This window comes from Massilia endophytica (assembly GCF_021165955.1).
GTDB classification, from domain to species: domain Bacteria; phylum Pseudomonadota; class Gammaproteobacteria; order Burkholderiales; family Burkholderiaceae_D; genus Rugamonas; species Rugamonas endophytica.
Genome location: NZ_CP088952.1, coordinates 1,216,141 through 1,231,214 on the forward strand (window position 1 = coordinate 1,216,141; position 15,074 = coordinate 1,231,214).

General features: G+C 72.0%; 20 protein-coding genes. All 20 read left to right on the forward strand.

Features of this window, described 5'->3' with window-relative positions; all coding sequences use genetic code 11:
• Window positions 1-2 precede the first annotated feature (2 nt).
• Genes flgA through LSQ66_RS05805 form a run of 20 tightly spaced genes read left to right on the forward strand, consistent with a single transcriptional unit; the run spans window position 3 to window position 15,065 of the window.
• The gene (flgA, locus tag LSQ66_RS05710) at window positions 3-962 is read left to right on the forward strand and encodes a flagellar basal body P-ring formation chaperone FlgA (protein ID WP_231768826.1); all 960 of its coding nucleotides are present in this window, start codon (window positions 3-5) and stop codon (window positions 960-962) included.
• Between the two features lie 2 nt (window positions 963-964).
• A complete protein-coding gene (locus tag LSQ66_RS05715) occupies window positions 965-1,540 on the forward strand; it encodes a flagellar basal body L-ring protein FlgH (RefSeq protein ID WP_231768827.1) in 576 nt (191 codons plus the stop codon).
• Between the two features lie 38 nt (window positions 1,541-1,578).
• Complete coding sequence (flgI, locus tag LSQ66_RS05720) at window positions 1,579-2,652, forward strand: flagellar basal body P-ring protein FlgI (protein WP_231768828.1); 1,074 nt, start codon at window positions 1,579-1,581, stop codon at window positions 2,650-2,652.
• A gap of 10 nt (window positions 2,653-2,662) precedes the next feature.
• On the forward strand, window positions 2,663-3,046 hold the full coding sequence (locus LSQ66_RS05725) for a flagellar basal body rod protein FlgB (protein ID WP_231768829.1): 384 nt from the start codon (window positions 2,663-2,665) through the stop codon (window positions 3,044-3,046).
• Window positions 3,046-3,474 carry a flagellar basal body rod protein FlgC gene (gene flgC / locus LSQ66_RS05730; RefSeq protein WP_231768830.1) on the forward strand — a complete coding sequence of 143 codons (429 nt, stop codon included), beginning with the start codon at window positions 3,046-3,048 and terminating at the stop codon, window positions 3,472-3,474. Before LSQ66_RS05725 ends, flgC begins: the two co-directional genes overlap by 1 nt.
• Window positions 3,471-3,767 carry a flagellar hook-basal body complex protein FliE gene (locus LSQ66_RS05735; RefSeq protein WP_231768831.1) on the forward strand — a complete coding sequence of 99 codons (297 nt, stop codon included), beginning with the start codon at window positions 3,471-3,473 and terminating at the stop codon, window positions 3,765-3,767. The genes flgC and LSQ66_RS05735 overlap by 4 nt, the downstream gene beginning before the upstream one ends.
• 12 nt (window positions 3,768-3,779) lie before the next feature.
• The gene (gene fliF / locus LSQ66_RS05740) at window positions 3,780-5,195 is read left to right on the forward strand and encodes a flagellar basal-body MS-ring/collar protein FliF (protein ID WP_231768832.1); all 1,416 of its coding nucleotides are present in this window, start codon (window positions 3,780-3,782) and stop codon (window positions 5,193-5,195) included.
• On the forward strand, window positions 5,192-5,713 hold the full coding sequence (locus LSQ66_RS05745; RefSeq protein WP_231768833.1) for a hypothetical protein: 522 nt from the start codon (window positions 5,192-5,194) through the stop codon (window positions 5,711-5,713). The genes fliF and LSQ66_RS05745 overlap by 4 nt, the downstream gene beginning before the upstream one ends.
• Window positions 5,701-6,489 (forward strand): FliH/SctL family protein, encoded by a 789-nt coding sequence (locus tag LSQ66_RS05750; RefSeq protein ID WP_231768834.1) that lies wholly within the window; start codon window positions 5,701-5,703, stop codon window positions 6,487-6,489. Before LSQ66_RS05745 ends, LSQ66_RS05750 begins: the two co-directional genes overlap by 13 nt.
• Window positions 6,489-7,808, forward strand: a complete 1,320-nt coding sequence (locus LSQ66_RS05755; protein ID WP_231768835.1) for a FliI/YscN family ATPase — start codon at window positions 6,489-6,491, stop codon at window positions 7,806-7,808. The genes LSQ66_RS05750 and LSQ66_RS05755 overlap by 1 nt, the downstream gene beginning before the upstream one ends.
• Window positions 7,808-8,266, forward strand: a complete 459-nt coding sequence (locus LSQ66_RS05760) for a hypothetical protein (RefSeq protein WP_231768836.1) — start codon at window positions 7,808-7,810, stop codon at window positions 8,264-8,266. The genes LSQ66_RS05755 and LSQ66_RS05760 overlap by 1 nt, the downstream gene beginning before the upstream one ends.
• Entirely contained in the window at window positions 8,263-9,195 is a 933-nt protein-coding gene (locus LSQ66_RS05765; RefSeq protein WP_231768837.1) for a hypothetical protein, read from the forward strand. Before LSQ66_RS05760 ends, LSQ66_RS05765 begins: the two co-directional genes overlap by 4 nt.
• Window positions 9,185-9,595: a flagellar hook assembly protein FlgD gene (locus tag LSQ66_RS05770; protein WP_231768838.1), complete on the forward strand. Its 411-nt coding sequence runs from the start codon at window positions 9,185-9,187 to the stop codon at window positions 9,593-9,595. The genes LSQ66_RS05765 and LSQ66_RS05770 overlap by 11 nt, the downstream gene beginning before the upstream one ends.
• A 12-nt stretch (window positions 9,596-9,607) precedes the next feature.
• Window positions 9,608-10,798, forward strand: coding sequence for a flagellar hook-basal body complex protein (locus LSQ66_RS05775; protein ID WP_231768839.1), 1,191 nt, complete (start codon window positions 9,608-9,610; stop codon window positions 10,796-10,798).
• Between the two features lie 5 nt (window positions 10,799-10,803).
• Window positions 10,804-11,589 (forward strand): FliM/FliN family flagellar motor switch protein, encoded by a 786-nt coding sequence (locus LSQ66_RS05780; RefSeq protein WP_231768840.1) that lies wholly within the window; start codon window positions 10,804-10,806, stop codon window positions 11,587-11,589.
• A gap of 12 nt (window positions 11,590-11,601) precedes the next feature.
• Window positions 11,602-11,946, forward strand: a complete 345-nt coding sequence (locus LSQ66_RS05785) for a FliM/FliN family flagellar motor switch protein (protein ID WP_231768841.1) — start codon at window positions 11,602-11,604, stop codon at window positions 11,944-11,946.
• Window positions 11,943-12,362, forward strand: coding sequence for a hypothetical protein (locus LSQ66_RS05790; RefSeq protein WP_231768842.1), 420 nt, complete (start codon window positions 11,943-11,945; stop codon window positions 12,360-12,362). Before LSQ66_RS05785 ends, LSQ66_RS05790 begins: the two co-directional genes overlap by 4 nt.
• Window positions 12,349-13,122 (forward strand): flagellar type III secretion system pore protein FliP, encoded by a 774-nt coding sequence (fliP, locus tag LSQ66_RS05795; protein ID WP_269449146.1) that lies wholly within the window; start codon window positions 12,349-12,351, stop codon window positions 13,120-13,122. Before LSQ66_RS05790 ends, fliP begins: the two co-directional genes overlap by 14 nt.
• Window positions 13,122-13,901, forward strand: a complete 780-nt coding sequence (locus LSQ66_RS05800) for a sigma-70 family RNA polymerase sigma factor (RefSeq protein WP_231768843.1) — start codon at window positions 13,122-13,124, stop codon at window positions 13,899-13,901. Before fliP ends, LSQ66_RS05800 begins: the two co-directional genes overlap by 1 nt.
• 9 nt (window positions 13,902-13,910) lie before the next feature.
• On the forward strand, window positions 13,911-15,065 hold the full coding sequence (locus LSQ66_RS05805) for a tetratricopeptide repeat protein (protein ID WP_231768844.1): 1,155 nt from the start codon (window positions 13,911-13,913) through the stop codon (window positions 15,063-15,065).
• Window positions 15,066-15,074: the final 9 nt, after the last annotated feature.

Consider the following 15,074-nt stretch of genomic DNA (forward strand, 5'->3'; position numbering starts at 1 on the left):
CCATGTGCCCGCGTTTGCTGCTCCTCGGCCTGGCCTGTGTGGCCGCTCACGCCGCTGCCGGCCCGGTGCAGCTGCGCCTGCGGGAGCGGACCGTGGTGGTGGCGCGCCAGGTGCGCCTGGCCGATGTGGCCGAGGTCCGAAGCGCCCCGCCCGCGCTGCGCGCCGCCGTGGAGAACCTCGACCTGGGGCCGGCGCCGCGCGCGGGCGAGCGTGTGCGCTGGGGGGCCGCGGCGGTGCAGCGCCGGGTCCGGGGGCTGCGTCCGGAGTGGGCGCTGGCCTGGGACGGGACGGGCGAGGTCGTGGTCGAAGCGGCCAGCCAGACAGTGGCGCCGCCGCTGCTGGTGACGGCGGCCGAGGACGCGGTGCGCCTGGCCTTGGGCGCACTCGGTCCCGCCGCCCAGCTGCGCCAGGAGCGCTTGCCGGCGGTGCCGCCGGTCCCGCGCGGGCGCGTGGGCCTGCTTGCCCGCCCGCTCGACCGTGAACAGGCGCTGCGCCGCCAGGTCGCGGTCGTCGTCGATGTCGCGGTGGACGGGCAGGCCGAGGCATCGGTGGTGGTGCCGCTGGCGGTGGCCGTCCCGCAGGCGGTCCTGGTGGCGCGGCGCGCCTTGTCCAAGCACCATGTGCCCGGCTGTGACGACGTCGAGGTACGGCCGGCCGATCGTGCCGCCCTGGCCGCCGATCCCGCCGTGGCCGACTGCCGGCTGCTGGCCGGCCGGCTGGTCCAGCCGCTCGCACCGGGCGAGGTCCTGCTGTCCCGGCAGTTGGAGGACGTGCCCGCGGTGGCGGCGGGCGACCAGGTGTCCTTGCGCCTGGCGACGGCGGCGGTGGTGGTCGAAGTGCGTGCGCTGGCCCTGGCCGATGGCAGTCCGGGTCAGGCAATCGGAGTCAAGCCGGCGGCCGGCATGGCCGCGGTACAGGCGCGGGTGCTGGCACCCGGACTGGTGAGCTTTCTGGAGAACTGAACATGAACCGCACCATGTGGGCTGCGCTTGCGCTGGCCCTCCACGTTGTGATCCTGCCCGCCCGGGGCGATGACTTGTACGACGAGCGCACGTACCGGCCGCTGGCGGCCGACCAGCGCGCGTACCGCGCCGGCGACGCGCTGACGGTGCTCATTTTCGAGACCTCGAGCGCGGCGGCGCAAGCCGAGGCCGGCAGCCGCCGGCATACGGAAGTGGGCGGCCGCGTGGCCAGCGGCAGCCGTGACCACGCGGGCAGCCTCGGCCTGCAGCAGGAGTTCGACGGGCATGGCAGCGTACAGCGCAGCGGGCGCCTGCTGGGCCAGATCACCGTCACGGTGACCCGGGTGGACCCGAACGGCGACTTGTGGGTGCGCGGCGAACAGCTGGTGGCCATCAACGATGACCAGCAGCAGATCCGGGTCGAAGGGCGCGCCCGGGTGCAGGATATTTCGGCTGCCAACACCGTGCCGTCGAGCCGGCTGGCCGATGCCAGGATCAGCTATGCCGGCGCGGGACCGGTCGAGAACAGCAAGAAGCCCGGTCTGCTGACCCGGCTGTTTTCCTGGCTGGGGGTGTGATGCGCGGCCGCCTTCTGTGTCTGCTCCTGGGATGTGCCATGCTGGCTTCGGTCCAGGCGGCGCCGGTGCGGCTCAAGGATGTGGGCAAGTTCGCCGGCTGGCGCACCAACGCCCTGGTCGGCTATGGCCTGGTCACCGGCCTGGCCGGCACCGGCGACAACCCCGGCAGCCATGCCACGCGCCAGGCGCTGGCCAACCTGCTGACGCAATTTAACCTGTCCGTGACGGGCGAGCAGGTGCTCAGCCGTAACGTCGCCGCGGTCATGGTGACCGCCGCGCTCCCACCCTATGCGACCGTGGGCGACACGCTCGACGTGACGGTGACCTCGATCGGCGACGCGCGCAGCCTGGCCGGCGGCAGCCTGCTGCTGGCGCCGCTGCGCGCAGCCAACCAGCGGGTCTACGCCCTGGCGCAGGGGCCGTTGTCGGTGGGGGGCTACCACTACGACCTGAATGGCAACGCCACGCAGAAGAACCACCCGACCGTGGGCGCGATTCCCGGCGGCGCCACGGTCGAAGTGGGTATCGAAGCGCACCTGCTGAACGGGCAGCAGCGCCTGACCTTCACGCTGGCGCAGCCGGACGCCACCAGCGCGGCGCGCGCTGCGGCGGCCATCAACACCGCCTTCGGCAGCGGCATGGCGCGCGCCCGGGATGCCGAAGCAATCGAGATCAGTGTGCCGGAAGAGCAGCGCTCCCGCCTGGTGGATTTCATGGCCGGGCTGGAGGCGGTGGTGTTCGAGCCCGACTCCCAGGCCCGCGTCGTCATCAACGAGCGCACCGGCACGGTCGTGGCCGGCGCCGGGGTACGGATCGACAAAGTCGTGGTGTCGCACGGCGACCTCAAGATTTCGATCGTCACCGACTACGCGGTGTCGCAGCCGCCATGGGGGCGCCAGGCCGGCGCCGGGGTTCGCACCGCCGAGGTGGCCAACACCCGCATCGACGTGCAGGAGAAGGGCGAGACCGGCCTGGTGGGGGTCAACAGCAACACGGTGGCCGATCTGGTGGGCGCGCTGACGCGCCTGAAGATCGCCACGCGCGACATCATTTCGGTGCTGCGGGCCATCAAGGCCGCCGGGGCACTGCATGCCGACCTGGTCATTCAATAAGGAGGGAACGATGATTCCAGAACTGGAGGGCGTCACCGGCAGCCTGCTCAAGCTGGCGCTGGACGCCGCCGTGCTGACGCAGCGGGTGGCGGCCGACAACATCGCCAACGCCCAGTCGCCCAATTTTGCGCTGGGACGCGTCAGCTTCGAGCACCAGCTCGCGGCCGTGCGCGCCACCTTGGCCGGTGGGGGCCGCGTGGACGCCGGCATGCTGCGCGGGATCGCGCCGCTGGTCGAGCGCAGTGCGCCCAGCGGGGCGCCCAACCATGTCGGACAGCTCGACATGGAAGCCGCGCTGCTCGGTGAAAACAGCGTGCGCTACCAGGCCCTGTTGAAGGCCTGGAGCAAGCACCATTCGCTGCTGGCGCTGGCGATCGGGGAAGGGAAGCACTGATGGACCAGTCGACCTTCGGCAGTTTTGCCATCAGCGCCTCGGGCATGCGGGTTGCGAAGGCCCAGCTCGACATCAGTGCGGTCAACCTGGCCAACCTGCACAGCAGCACCGGCGCCGACGGCAAACCGTACCGTCCGCTACACCTGGTGTCCGGACCGGCGCAGTCCGCCTTTGCGGCCGGCTTCGCGCGCCTGGCCGGGGCCCGCGTGCTGGCCGTCGAGGCGGTCGAAGCCGCGCCGCGCTACACCTATGATCCCGCCAATCCGGCCGCCGGTCCGGAGGGTCTGGTGGCCGCCTCCGGCGTCGACCAGGTCGGCGAGATGGTGAACGTGGCCACGGCCTTGCGGGCCTACCAGGCCAACGTGGCGGCCTTTAACGCGGCCAAGACCATGGCCATGAAAGCCCTTGAGATGGGAGTGGAGAAATGAACGTCGAAGCAATCCTGCCGGCGGCGCCGGCGTGGCCCGCGCCGCCGTCCGCGGCGGCGCCGGCAGCGCCGGGCGCCGGCTTCGGCACCTGGTTTGGGGAGCAGCTGGGCGCGCTCAATGCCCGGCTGAACCAGGCCGACCGGGTGGTCCAGCAGTACGCCGCCGGCGAACCGCTCAGCGTGCACGAGCTGATGCTGCAGCTGGAGGAGGCCAAGCTGTCGCTGCAGCTGGTGCTGGCGGTGCGCGGCAAGGCGCTCGATGCGCTGAACGACATGCTGCGCATGCCGCTGTGACAGGAGCCGCCGATGACTGATTTTCTCGCCTACTGGCGCGCCTTGCCGGCGCGCGCCCGCTGGGGCCTGATGGCCGGCGGACTGGCGGTGCTGGTGGCCGTGGCCGCCCTGGGCCTCTGGAGCCTGCGCACCGAGTACAAAGTGCTGTTCACCGAACTGGCGCCCGCCGATGCGGCGGCCATGGTGGCGGAACTGGACCGGATCAAGGTCCCGTACCGCCTGGAGGACGGCGGTACGACCATTCTGGTGGCCAGCGACGTGGTCCACAAGACCCGGCTGCAGCTGGCCGGGCAGGACATGCCGAAGCACGGTACGGTCGGGCTCGAGCTGTTCAACAATTCCGAGATCGGCATGACGGAGTTCGCCCAGAAGGTGAACTACCAGCGCGCACAGCAGGGTGAACTGACCCGCACCATCCTGGCGGTCGAGGCAATCCAGGCCGCCCGGGTTCATCTGGCGATCCCGGAACAAGGCCTGTTCAGGAAAGGCGCCAGCCAGCCGACGGCGTCGGTGGCGCTGACCCTCAAGCCGGGCAAGGCCCTCGCGCCCGCCCAGGTCAAGGGCATCCAGCGCCTGGTGGCGGCGGCCGTGCCGAACATCCGTCCGGAGGACGTCACCCTGCTTGACCAGCACGGGGTCGCGCTGACCGCGGCCGGCGCGGCCGACCAGGCCGCCGCCGGGGATCTGCTGGAGGAGAAACGGACAGCGGAGCAGTACCTTGCCCGCAAGGTGAACCAGGTGCTGGAGCAGGCCTTCGGTCCTGGCCAGGCATTCGCCAGCGTCGACCTGGTACTCAACCAGGACCGCAGCAAGTGGACCACCGAACGCATCCTGCCGGCGAACGAGGCCGCCGAGGTGCCGAGCGGTGTGGTGGTGCACGAGAAGCAGGCCGGCAAGGAGGGCGCGGCGCCGGACGGTGCGAAGGAGGGCGCGGCCCATGGCAGCTTCAATACCGAAGTGAGCTACCAGGTGGGACGCCGTGTCGAGCAGGTGGTCGCGGCGGTGGGCACGGTGCGCCGGCTGAACGTCGCGGTGGTGCTCAGGATGCCGCTTGACGCGGCGCAGGTGGCGCGGGTGCGCGACATCGTGGGCGTGGCGGCCGGCGTGAGCGCCGAGCGCGGCGATGCCATTGCCGTATATTCCATGGACCAGCTGGCGGCGCAGCCGGCTTCGCCCGCACCGCCGCCCGTTCAGGCGGTGGCGAACACCCCGGCCGCGCCGTCGCAGCCCCATGGTGCGGCGCCGTCCTGGGCCTGGTGGGCCGCTCCGGCAGTGCTGCTGGCCGTGCTGCTGGCGGCGCGCCGGCGCCGCCGTCCCGTGGCGGCGCCGGTGGCCCGCCTGAGTCATGAGGAGCGTGCGGCCCTGCTGCACCAGGTGCGCGCCTGGAGCGAGGCCCGGACCGGCGACGGCCTGGAGAAGACGCCATGAGCCAGGACCGCCAGACTGCACTGATGCTGCACGCAGTGAGCCCGGATGACCGGCGCTGGGTTATGGATCAGCTTCCGGTGCCGGCGCGGCGCGAGCTGGCCGCCCTGCTGGACGAGCTCACCGCACTGGGCATCCCTGCCGAGCCGCTGCCGCCGCTGGACAGCGTGGCGCCCGGCACCGCGCCGGCCCGGCCCGGCGATGCGCTGCGCGGTGCACCGCTGGCGCGGGTCCGCGCGCTGCTCGATTCCGAGCCGCCGTGGCTGGTGGCCACCGTGCTGGCCATGGACGCCTGGCCTTGGCGCGGGGCCTACCTGCATGGCCAGCCGGAGGGCCGGCGAGCGGCCTGCCGTGGGGACGGGCCGCCCGCGCTTGGCCCGCGCCTGGCAGAGGCCCTGCTGGCGGCGCTGGAGGGCAAATTGGCAGCCCTGCCCGCCACACCGGCCGCACCGCCGCCTCTGCGCGAGCGCCTGGCCGGCTGGCTGCGCGGCTGGACCGGGAGGCATGCATGGCCGCGATAATGCACGCCCCGCATCTGAGCGGGCAACGCCGTACCTTGTGGAAGGGCGGGCAGGAGCCCGCGCCCGCCCCCCAGGCCGGCCCGGCAGAGGCGGCGCCGGCACCTGCGCCGGCCATGCCCCAGCCGGCGGCCGCTGCAGGTCCCGCCATCCCGGCGGCGGCGCCCGCGACGCCGTCGGGGGAGGACCTCGCCCGACGGCGCCAGCAGCAAGCCGCGCAGGAAGAACAGGAGCGGACGCGCCGCCAGCAACAGGCGCTCGAGCAGGCTGTCGCCGCCGCGCGCGACGCTGGCTACGGCGAAGGCTTCGCCCGCGGCGACCAGGAGGCGCGCGCCGCGTTGGCGCAGGCGCACCAGCGGCTGGAAGCGCTGGCGGCGGCGCTGGAGCGCCAGCTCGACGCCGGCCTGACGATCCAGGAAGACCTGAGCGTGGCGCTGGCGTTCGAGGTCGCCAGCCAGCTGGTCGGCGAGGCCCTGGTGTCGCGCGAGGCCGTGCTGGCCCGGGTGCGCAGCGTACTGGCCCGCACCCGCGAGCGCGAGCGCTTGGTCATCCGCCTGCACCCCGACGACCTGGCCCTGGTCGAGGAGGCGCCCCTGTCCGCGGCCAGCCCCTCGGGGGCGCGGCTGGACTGGATCGCCGATCCTGCCCTGGGGCCGGGGGATTGCATCGCCGTCGCCGCGGGCGGCCAGCTGGAAGCCCGCATTGCCCGGCAGCTGGCGCAGTTCGGCGCGGCCCTGTGCGCCGCCCGGGCCGCCGGGACGACCGCGTCGGAGGCCTGATGGAGCGCTACCTGGAGGCGTTGCGCGCCATCGATCCGGTCCGGCGCGTCGGCCATGTACGGCAGCTCAGCGGGCTGAGCATCGAGTCCTGCGGGCCGGACGCCCTGGTCGGGGAAGTGTGCGATATCTATCCGGCCGGCGGCGGCCAGCCGCTGCGCGCCGAAGTGGTCGGCCTGCAGGGCGAGCGGCTCCTGCTGATGCCCTATGGCGCGGTAGCGGGCATCGGAGCCCACTGCGAAGTGGTGGCCAGCGGACGCCTGCCGCGGGTGCCGGTCGGTCCAGCCCTGCTGGGCCGCGTGGTCGATGCGTTTGGGGAACCGTTGGACGGGTTGGCGCCGCCGCGCAGCGCGCAATGGCGGGACCTGAAGGCCGCGCCGCTCAACCCGCTGTCACGGCCGCGCGTGAGCGACGTGCTCGAGACCGGCGTGCGCGCCATTGACTGCCTGCTGACCTTGGGACGCGGGCAGCGGGTCGGCATTTTCGCCGGCAGCGGCGTCGGCAAGAGCACCTTGCTGGGCATGATTGCGCGCCACGCCAAGGCCGATGTCAACGTGATCGCCCTGATTGGGGAGCGCGGCCGGGAAGTGCGGGAATTCCTGGAAAAGCAGCTGGGCCCGGAAGGCCTGCGCCGTTCGGTCGTGGTGGTGGCAACCTCGGACCAGCCCGCGCTGGCCCGTTCGCGCGCCGCCTACGCCGCCACTGCCATGGCCGAATATTTCCGCGACCAGGGCTTGCAGGTCATGCTGACCATGGATTCGGTGACCCGGTTCGCGATGGCCCGCCGGGAGATCGGCTTGTCGGCCGGCGAACCGCCCACTGCACGCGGCTATACCCCGTCGGTGTTCGCCGAGGTGCCCGAGCTGTGCGAGCGCTGCGGAACGGCCGCATCGGGCGGCTCCATCACCGCCCTGTACACCGTGCTGGTCGAGGGCGATGACTTCAACGAGCCGATTTCGGACCTGCTGCGCGCCACCCTGGACGGCCATATCGTCCTGTCGCGCCAGCTCGCCCAGCAAGGCCACTACCCGGCGATCGACGTGCTGCAAAGCGCGAGCCGCCTGTTCGGCGACCTGAACCCGGTGGCGCAGCAGGACCTGGTCCATGGGGTGTTCGACGCGATGGCCACCTATCAGCGCAACCGCCAGATGATCGACATGGGCGCCTACCGGGCGGGCAGCAACCCGGCACTGGAACGCGCCATCGACCTGATGCCGCGGCTCGAGCGCTTCTTGCGGCAACGCGAGGACCAGCCGGTACCGCGGCTGCAGGCGGCGCGGGAGCTGGAGGCGCTGCTGGGCGCGCCGGCGGGAGCGCACTGATGGCCGGGCAAGCGCCATTCCTCTATCCGCTCGAACCGTACCGGCGCCGCTGCGAGTGGGACCTCAACGAGGCGCTGTGCGACCTGGCGGCCGCCACGCAGGCGCTGGCCGAGCAGGAAACCCGCTGCGACGCCGCGCAGCGGGAGCTGGCGGCGGCACAGGGCGCGGGCACGCAGCGCCCGGGTAGCTTGCTGCGGCCGGACCTGCACCGGCTGACCCAGGATTACCTGGCCCATCTGCACAGGCAGCTGCGCCGTCAGCAGGAAGAGGCCGCGCGCCTGGCCGCGCAGCGGGAGGAGGCGCTCGGGCGCTCGCACCACCTGCGCAAGCTGACCGACGGGGTGGAAGAGCACCGGCGCGGCGCGCTGCGCGAGCATGAGAAACAGTTGGCGGCCTTGGCCTGCAAGGACGCCGACGACATTTGGCTGCAACGAATCGGCTGGAGAACACGACGATGAACACAATCACCCCTTACTCTTGTTTGCCGGAGCGCACTGCGGACGGCTGCCAGGCCGACGCCAAGGCGCGCGAGCTGGCATGGCGGGCCCAGATGGAACGTGCAGGCTGGCGGCTCGGCATGGCGGACCCGGGCACGCCGGCAGCCCCGCGCGCGGACCCGGGCAGTCCCGCGCGTGCGTGGGCCGATCCGGGGGCGCCCGATGGCTGGCGGTCCAGCCGCGTCGAGCCGGGCCGCGCCGGCGACGAGCAGGCGGCAGGCGCCGCCACGCGGGAGGTCCCCGCCGCGCCGCCGCCAGCCGCCGAGCGCGGCGACGAGCAGGCGGCCGGCCCGGCGCAGCCGCTCGCGCAGCAACGGGCGCTGGCGGCCGCCGCGTCGGCCGAACCCGCCGCGGGCGCGGCGCCGAGCGGCCCGGCGCCCATGCCTGCCGGGGCGGCGCCGCTGCCGCCGGCAGCGGGCCCCGCGCCGGCCCATGGACGGCCGGGCTCGCCGGCGCGGCTCGAGGACGCCGCCGTGCGCCTGCCGGCGGCCCGGCTGGCGCCGGGCGCGGCTGTGGTGGCACGCGCCCCGGCCGCGCGCGGCCTGCCGGAGCGGGCGCCTGCCGCCGAACCCGATGGCGCCGCTTCCGCCGGCCGGTTCTTCGCGGGCGGGGCCCGCCTGGACGAGAGCCTCATGCACCTCGTGAAGTCAGGCACGGGCGTCGAAGTGGTGATCCGCGACGCCCGCCTCGATCCGGCCCAGTTCGGCGCCATCGCGGCCCGGCTGATGGCCGAGCTGGCCGGTGGCGCCGTCCCGGTGCGCGGGGTCACCATCAACGGACACAGCGCATACCGCAGCGGGGATCCGGCGCCGGACCAGGTGGGGCCTTCCCTGCCGGCGGCCCAGGCGGCGCGCGTGGCGGCGCTCGAGGAGAGCCGGCATGGCGACTAATCCCGTCCAGCCGGTGGGCGGCGAGGCGTCGGCGCTGAACCAGGCCCAGTTCATGAAATTGCTGTTGGCCCAGCTGACCCACCAGGACCCGCTGGCCCCGGCCGACAACAACCAGTTCGTGGCCCAGATGGCGCAGTTTTCCGCCCTGGCCCAGGCGCAGAGCACCAACACCAATATCCAGGCCCTGCTGGTGACCCAGCAGGCCAGCCAGGCAATCGGCCTGATCGGCAAGACGGTGCTGGTCACCATGCCCAATGGCACCCAGAAGATCGGCGCCGTGCTGCGTATCACCTTCGACGGCGGCGAGCCGCGCCTGACGATGCGCGACGGTATTTCCTCCAGCGGGCCGGAAGTGCCCGACATTGCGCTCGGCCAGGTGGCGGGCGTGAACCCACCTTAAAGGGCCTACGCCATGCTCAATACGCTCCATACCAATCTGTCCACCATGCAGGCCGCGGCCAAACAGCTGGAGTTCATCAGCTCCAACGTGGCGAACATCAATACGGTCGGCTTCAAGGGAGGCATGACCAAGTTCGAATCGCTGTTTTCGCACGGCCAGGGCGGCGCGGCCAACGGTGGCGGCGTTGTGCTCAGCCATTCGGTCAACTACGCGCCCGGGACCCCACTGGTCACCAACAACGACCTGGACATGGCCGTCGAAGGCCAGGGGATGTTTGTGCTGCGCGATCCGGCAGGCAAGCTGATTTATACCCAGGCCGGCCGTTTCGAATTCGACAGCGAGGGCGTCCTGGTGGCCAGCGGGACCAAGAACAAGGTCCTCGGGCTGGACGCCGGCGGCGCACTCGCCGAGATCACGAAGAGCGGGCTCGCCGCGGCGAATTCGAAAACCAGCGAAAAGATCACTTTTTCCAACACCCTGTTGACCAACACCCGCTTGCTGTCCAAGACGGTCACGGTGTACGACAGCAGCGGCACCTCGCATTCGCTGACGATCGAGCTCACCAGCGCCTTGCGCGATGCCGATGGCGCCGTGATCGTTCCGGCCCCGGCCAATACCTGGTCGGTGGTGGTCAAGGAAGGCTCGACCGTCGTGGCGGCAGCCGACGGCAACGTGATTCGCTTCGGCACCGGCGGCAAGGTGGAACCGAACGGCGGCACCACCGACAAGACCACGCTGACCTTCAATTTCTTGCCGAGCAACGCCAGCCCGGTATCCCTGGTCCTGGATTTCAGCAAGACGACGTCGGGCAGCACCGGCACCAGCCTGGTGGCGGTGGCCGACGGCTATGCCCGCGGGACCGTCACCGGCACCACGGTGTCCGACGACGGCGCCCTCGCCATCCGGTTTTCCAATGGCCAGGAGGACAAGCGGCAGCGCATCGCGCTCGCCCTGGACCGGTCCGGCACGCTGCGCACCCGCGACGGTGTGACGTTCTCGAGCGAGCGCCCGGGCGCCATCGAGTACGGCACCTCGGGCGACAGCTTCGGCGTCGTGAAGGGCGGCACGCTGACCGGGTCGAACACCGACCTGACCACGGCCTTTTCCGACCTGATCGTGGCCCAGCGCATGTATGGGTCCGGCGCCAACGTCAACAAGGTGGTCGGCGAAATGCTGGACGCCCTGATGCAGATGAACCGCTAACGGCCATGGACTACACCGATTTCTATCTGTTCCGCCCGGCCGACGCGGCCGCATGCGTGGCGCGCGGCCAGGCGGCGCTGCGGGCCTGGGAAGCGGCGTGGGCGGCCCTGCCGGGCGCGCACCTGCGGTGCGCCGCGGCCAGCACGCTGGAGCGCCCCGACGGCACCGGCTGGCGGCGCGCGGACCTGGTCCAGGGCGCAGCGGTCTGGGTGCATGTCCCGGCACAGGCCGCGCAGATGCTGGCGGCAGATCTGTTCGGGATGGCCGGCCTGGATGCCGTGGCCGGCCGCCACCTCGCATCACCCCTGGCCACCAGCGCGGCGGAACGGGCGCTCGACGCGCTGCTGGACGAGCTGGTGCGGGGGCTCGCCGGCCCGCCCGTCCGGTGGACTGCGGACGAGGCCGTGCCGCGGGCGCTTTGGCGCTATGGGGGCGGCGCTGCCGGGGTGACCCTGCACGCCGGCGGCGTCGCGCTGCATTGCCTCGTTCCGGCCGCGCTGCTGGGACGCCGACCCCCGGTGCCGGACCGGCGGAGCGGGCTGCCGCCCCTGGGCCAGACGATCCGCCGTGCGCTCGACGGGCGGCCGGTGCGCCTGCGCGTGGAGGTGGGGCAAGCCGAGGTGCCCCTGGGGCAGCTGGGCAGCCTGGCGCCGGGCGACGTGTTGTCGCTGGCGGTAGGCCTGGAGCGGCCGCTGCGCCTGGTAACGGCGGAGGGAACGTTCGTGTGCTCCGCCCATCTGGGCCTGGCCGATGGCCACCGGGCCGTGGAACTGTTGGAACCGAGCCATTAAGGAAAACCTATCATGAGCAAGAACAGCAAAGCGAAAGGCGGCGACGCCGCCCTCGAAATCATCGACCTGGCGCAGCTGCCGGCCCGGGACGGCACGGGAAGCAGCCTGTTTGGCAGCGGCTTCGAAGTGATCCAGAACGTCAAGGCCCGCCTGACGGTGGTCGCCGGCGAAACCGGCATCACCATTGGCGAGTTGTTGGGGCTAAAGACCGAGCAGGTGCTCAAACTGGAGAGCCTGATGGATGCCCCGGTCGACATCCTCCTGGAGGGCCAGCTCGTGGCGCGCGGGCAACTGGTCGCGGTGGACGAGCATTTCGGGGTCCGCATCCTCGAGCTGCCGGGCGGGTCGGCGGCATGAACTCGCGTGCGCGTCTGGGCGGGCTCGTCCTGGCAGCAGCCTGCGCCGCTCCGGGCGTGCCGGCGGCCGCGGGCGACACGCCCGCCCGTCCGGCGCCAGGGCGGCTGCCCGCTCGCGCCGACCACGGGCCGGACGGCCTGCGCGTGGCGGGCGCCCTGCTGCTCGCCAGCGCCGCTGCCGCGGGGATGGTCCTGGGGCTCAAACGGGCCGGCCTGGCGGGGCTCCGGCCAGGCCGGTCCGGCCCGCCCGCCCGGCTGCGCCGGCTCGACCGGCTGCGCCTCGGGCCGCATTGCACCCTGCATCTGGTGGGCTGGAACGAGACCGAAATCCTGCTGGTCGAGCATGAGCACGGGGTGCGCCGCCTGGCCGTGCGCCCAGCCCCGCCTGCCTCCGGAGGCGAGCATGGGCGCGCCTAGTTCCCGCCGCGCCTGGGTGGTGCTGGCGGCGATGGGGGCGCTGGCGGCCGGGCAATGCCTGGCGGGGCCGGCCGCGCTCGCGCCGTTGCCGGGCCTGGACATCCGCTTCGTGGGGGCCGCCGGGCAGCCGGCCGAGCTCTCCGGTTCGCTCAAGGTGCTGCTCGGCTTGACTGTGCTGAGCCTGCTGCCCGCGCTCCTGGTGTCGATGACCTCCTTCATCCGCATCAGCATCGTCCTGTCGATGCTGCGCCATGCGTTCGGGACCCAGGAGACGCCGCCCAACATGGTGTTGATCAGCCTGGCATTATTCCTGACCCTGTTCAGCATGAAGCCGGTCCTGCACGACGCGCACCAGCTGGCGCTGCAGCCTTATCTGGACGGCAAGCTGGCGGCCGCCCCCGCCCTGGCGGCCGGGGTCAAGCCGCTGCGCGAGTTCATGGTGCGCCAGACGCGCGAACAGGACCTGGCATTGATGGCCGAGCTCTCCCGGCGCCCGGAACCGGCGTCGATGGAGGAGGTGGACATGCTCGTGCTGATACCGGCCTTCATGCTGTCGGAGCTGCGGGCGGCGTTCCAGATCGGCTTTGTCCTGTTCCTGCCGTTCCTGCTGATCGACCTGGTGGTGTCGACCTTGCTGATGTCGCTGGGGATGATGATGGTGCCGCCGGCCACCATTTCGCTGCCGGCCAAGCTGCTGATGTTCGTGCTGATCGATGGCTGGAACCTGGTCGCGCGCGCCTTGCTGGGATCGTTCCAGTAATGCAGGCGGTGGGACCGGAGCAGGGCGCGCCGCCGGCTGTGCCGGCCCCAGCCGGGCGTGCGGCCGGGGAAGAGGACGTATGGTGGCAGCGCTGGCTGGGCGGGCGCGACCCGGCCGCCCGCGAGCGCCTGGTATCGGTCCACCTCGAGTTCGCGCGGATGCTCGCAGCCAAGGCGTACCGTGGCCGCTATGGCGACGAAATCGACTTTGCCGACTACCTGCAGTTCGCGACCGTCGGCCTGCTGGAGTGCGTCGACCGCTACGACCCGGCGCTGGGCGTCGGCTTCCGCACCTACAGCGCCAAGCGCATCAGCGGTGCCATCCTGGACGGCATCGGGCTGCTGAGCGAACGCCAGCAGCAGATCGGCGTACGCCAGCGCCTGTTGAAGGAGCGGACGCTGTCGTTGGCGCCGGCCGCGCGCGGACGGGCGGGACCCGGCACCTTCGAGCAGCTGGCCGAGGTCGCGCTGGGCATGGCCCTGGGCTACCTGTTGGACGGGACGGGGCTGTACCTGGATGAGGCGGCGCAATTTCCGGATGGGTGTTATACGCGCCTGGAACTGAGGCAGCTGCAGACCCAGGTCCGCGCACTGGTGGAGGGCTTGCCGCAACGCGAGCGGCTCATCATCAAGTACCACTATTTGAACTGCATGCCGTTCGACATGATCGCCGGCATGCTGTCCTTGAGCAAGGGCCGGGTGTCGCAGCTGCATGCGCGCGCCCTGCGTTTGTTACGTGAAGCGGGGGCGGCCGTCCGCTCCTGCGATGCAACCTGGTAAGGGGAAGACATGCAACTTGAGGACGACCGCGCGGCGCTGGCGCGCCGGCTGGAGCAAACCGAGGCGTTCTTGCGCCACGATCCGGCCAACCTTCACCTGCTGACCCGCATGGTCGACCTGGCCGATGCGTTGGGCGATGCGGCCGCGATGGCACAGTGGCTGGAGCGGGCCCTGGCTGCGCACCCGCTGGCGCCCGGCCTGTTGCACCGGCAGGCCGGCGCCGCCCTGGCGCGCGGGGACCTGGCCGGCGCCGAGCCGCTGCTGCGCACGGTGCTGGGACTGGTGCCAGCAGAGCCGGCGGTCATCTATGACCTGGCCCATGTGTTGCTGGGCATGCGCCGCAGTGGCGAAGCCCTCGCGCTGCTCTCGGCCCACCCCTTACTGGCCGACCAGCTTCCAGCCGCGCGCGGCCTGGCGGCGCGCTGTTTGCATGAGCTGGGCCAGGTGGTCGATGCGCGCGCGATGGTAGCCGTCCAGCTGGCCAAGCACGGCGACGATCCCGAGGCGCTGGGACTGGCCGCGCTGCTGGACCTCGACCTCGGCGACGTGGCCGGTGCCGGGCAGCTGGCCCGGCAGGCATTGGCGCTTGACCCGGCCAACATGGCGGCGCTGGTGACCCTGGGGACGGTCGCGCTGGGCGAGGCCGATGTGGCAGCGGCCGAGCATTGGTTCAGCCGCGCGGCCGCACAGGGCCGGGACGAGGGCCGTGCGTGGCTGGGACTGGCCATGCTGGATTTGCACCGCCAGGATTTGAGCGCGGCCCGGGAGCGGCTGGAACGCGCGGTGGCATGCATGCCGGCCCACGCAGGGAGCTGGGTCGCGCTGGGCTGGACCCGCTTGTTGCAGCAGGATCTGCCTGCGGCGCGGACCAGTTTCGAGCGGGCCCTGGAAGCCAACCACAATTTCGCCGAGGGCCATGGCGGCCTGGCCGTGCTGGAAGCGCTGCAGGGCCGCTCGGCTGAGGCGCGGCGCGGTGCGATCCGCGCGCTGCGGTTGGAGCGGGGCTGCGTGGCCGCCCGCTATGCACTGGCGCTGGTGCGGGGCACCGTACACGACCAGGCCACACTGCAGGCGTTTGTGCAGGAGATGCTCCCCCAGCTGCGCCGCAACAACGATTCCTCAGCCGCTTACCCGGTTGAACCTTCCTCACACACACTGCACTAGGAGAAAAAC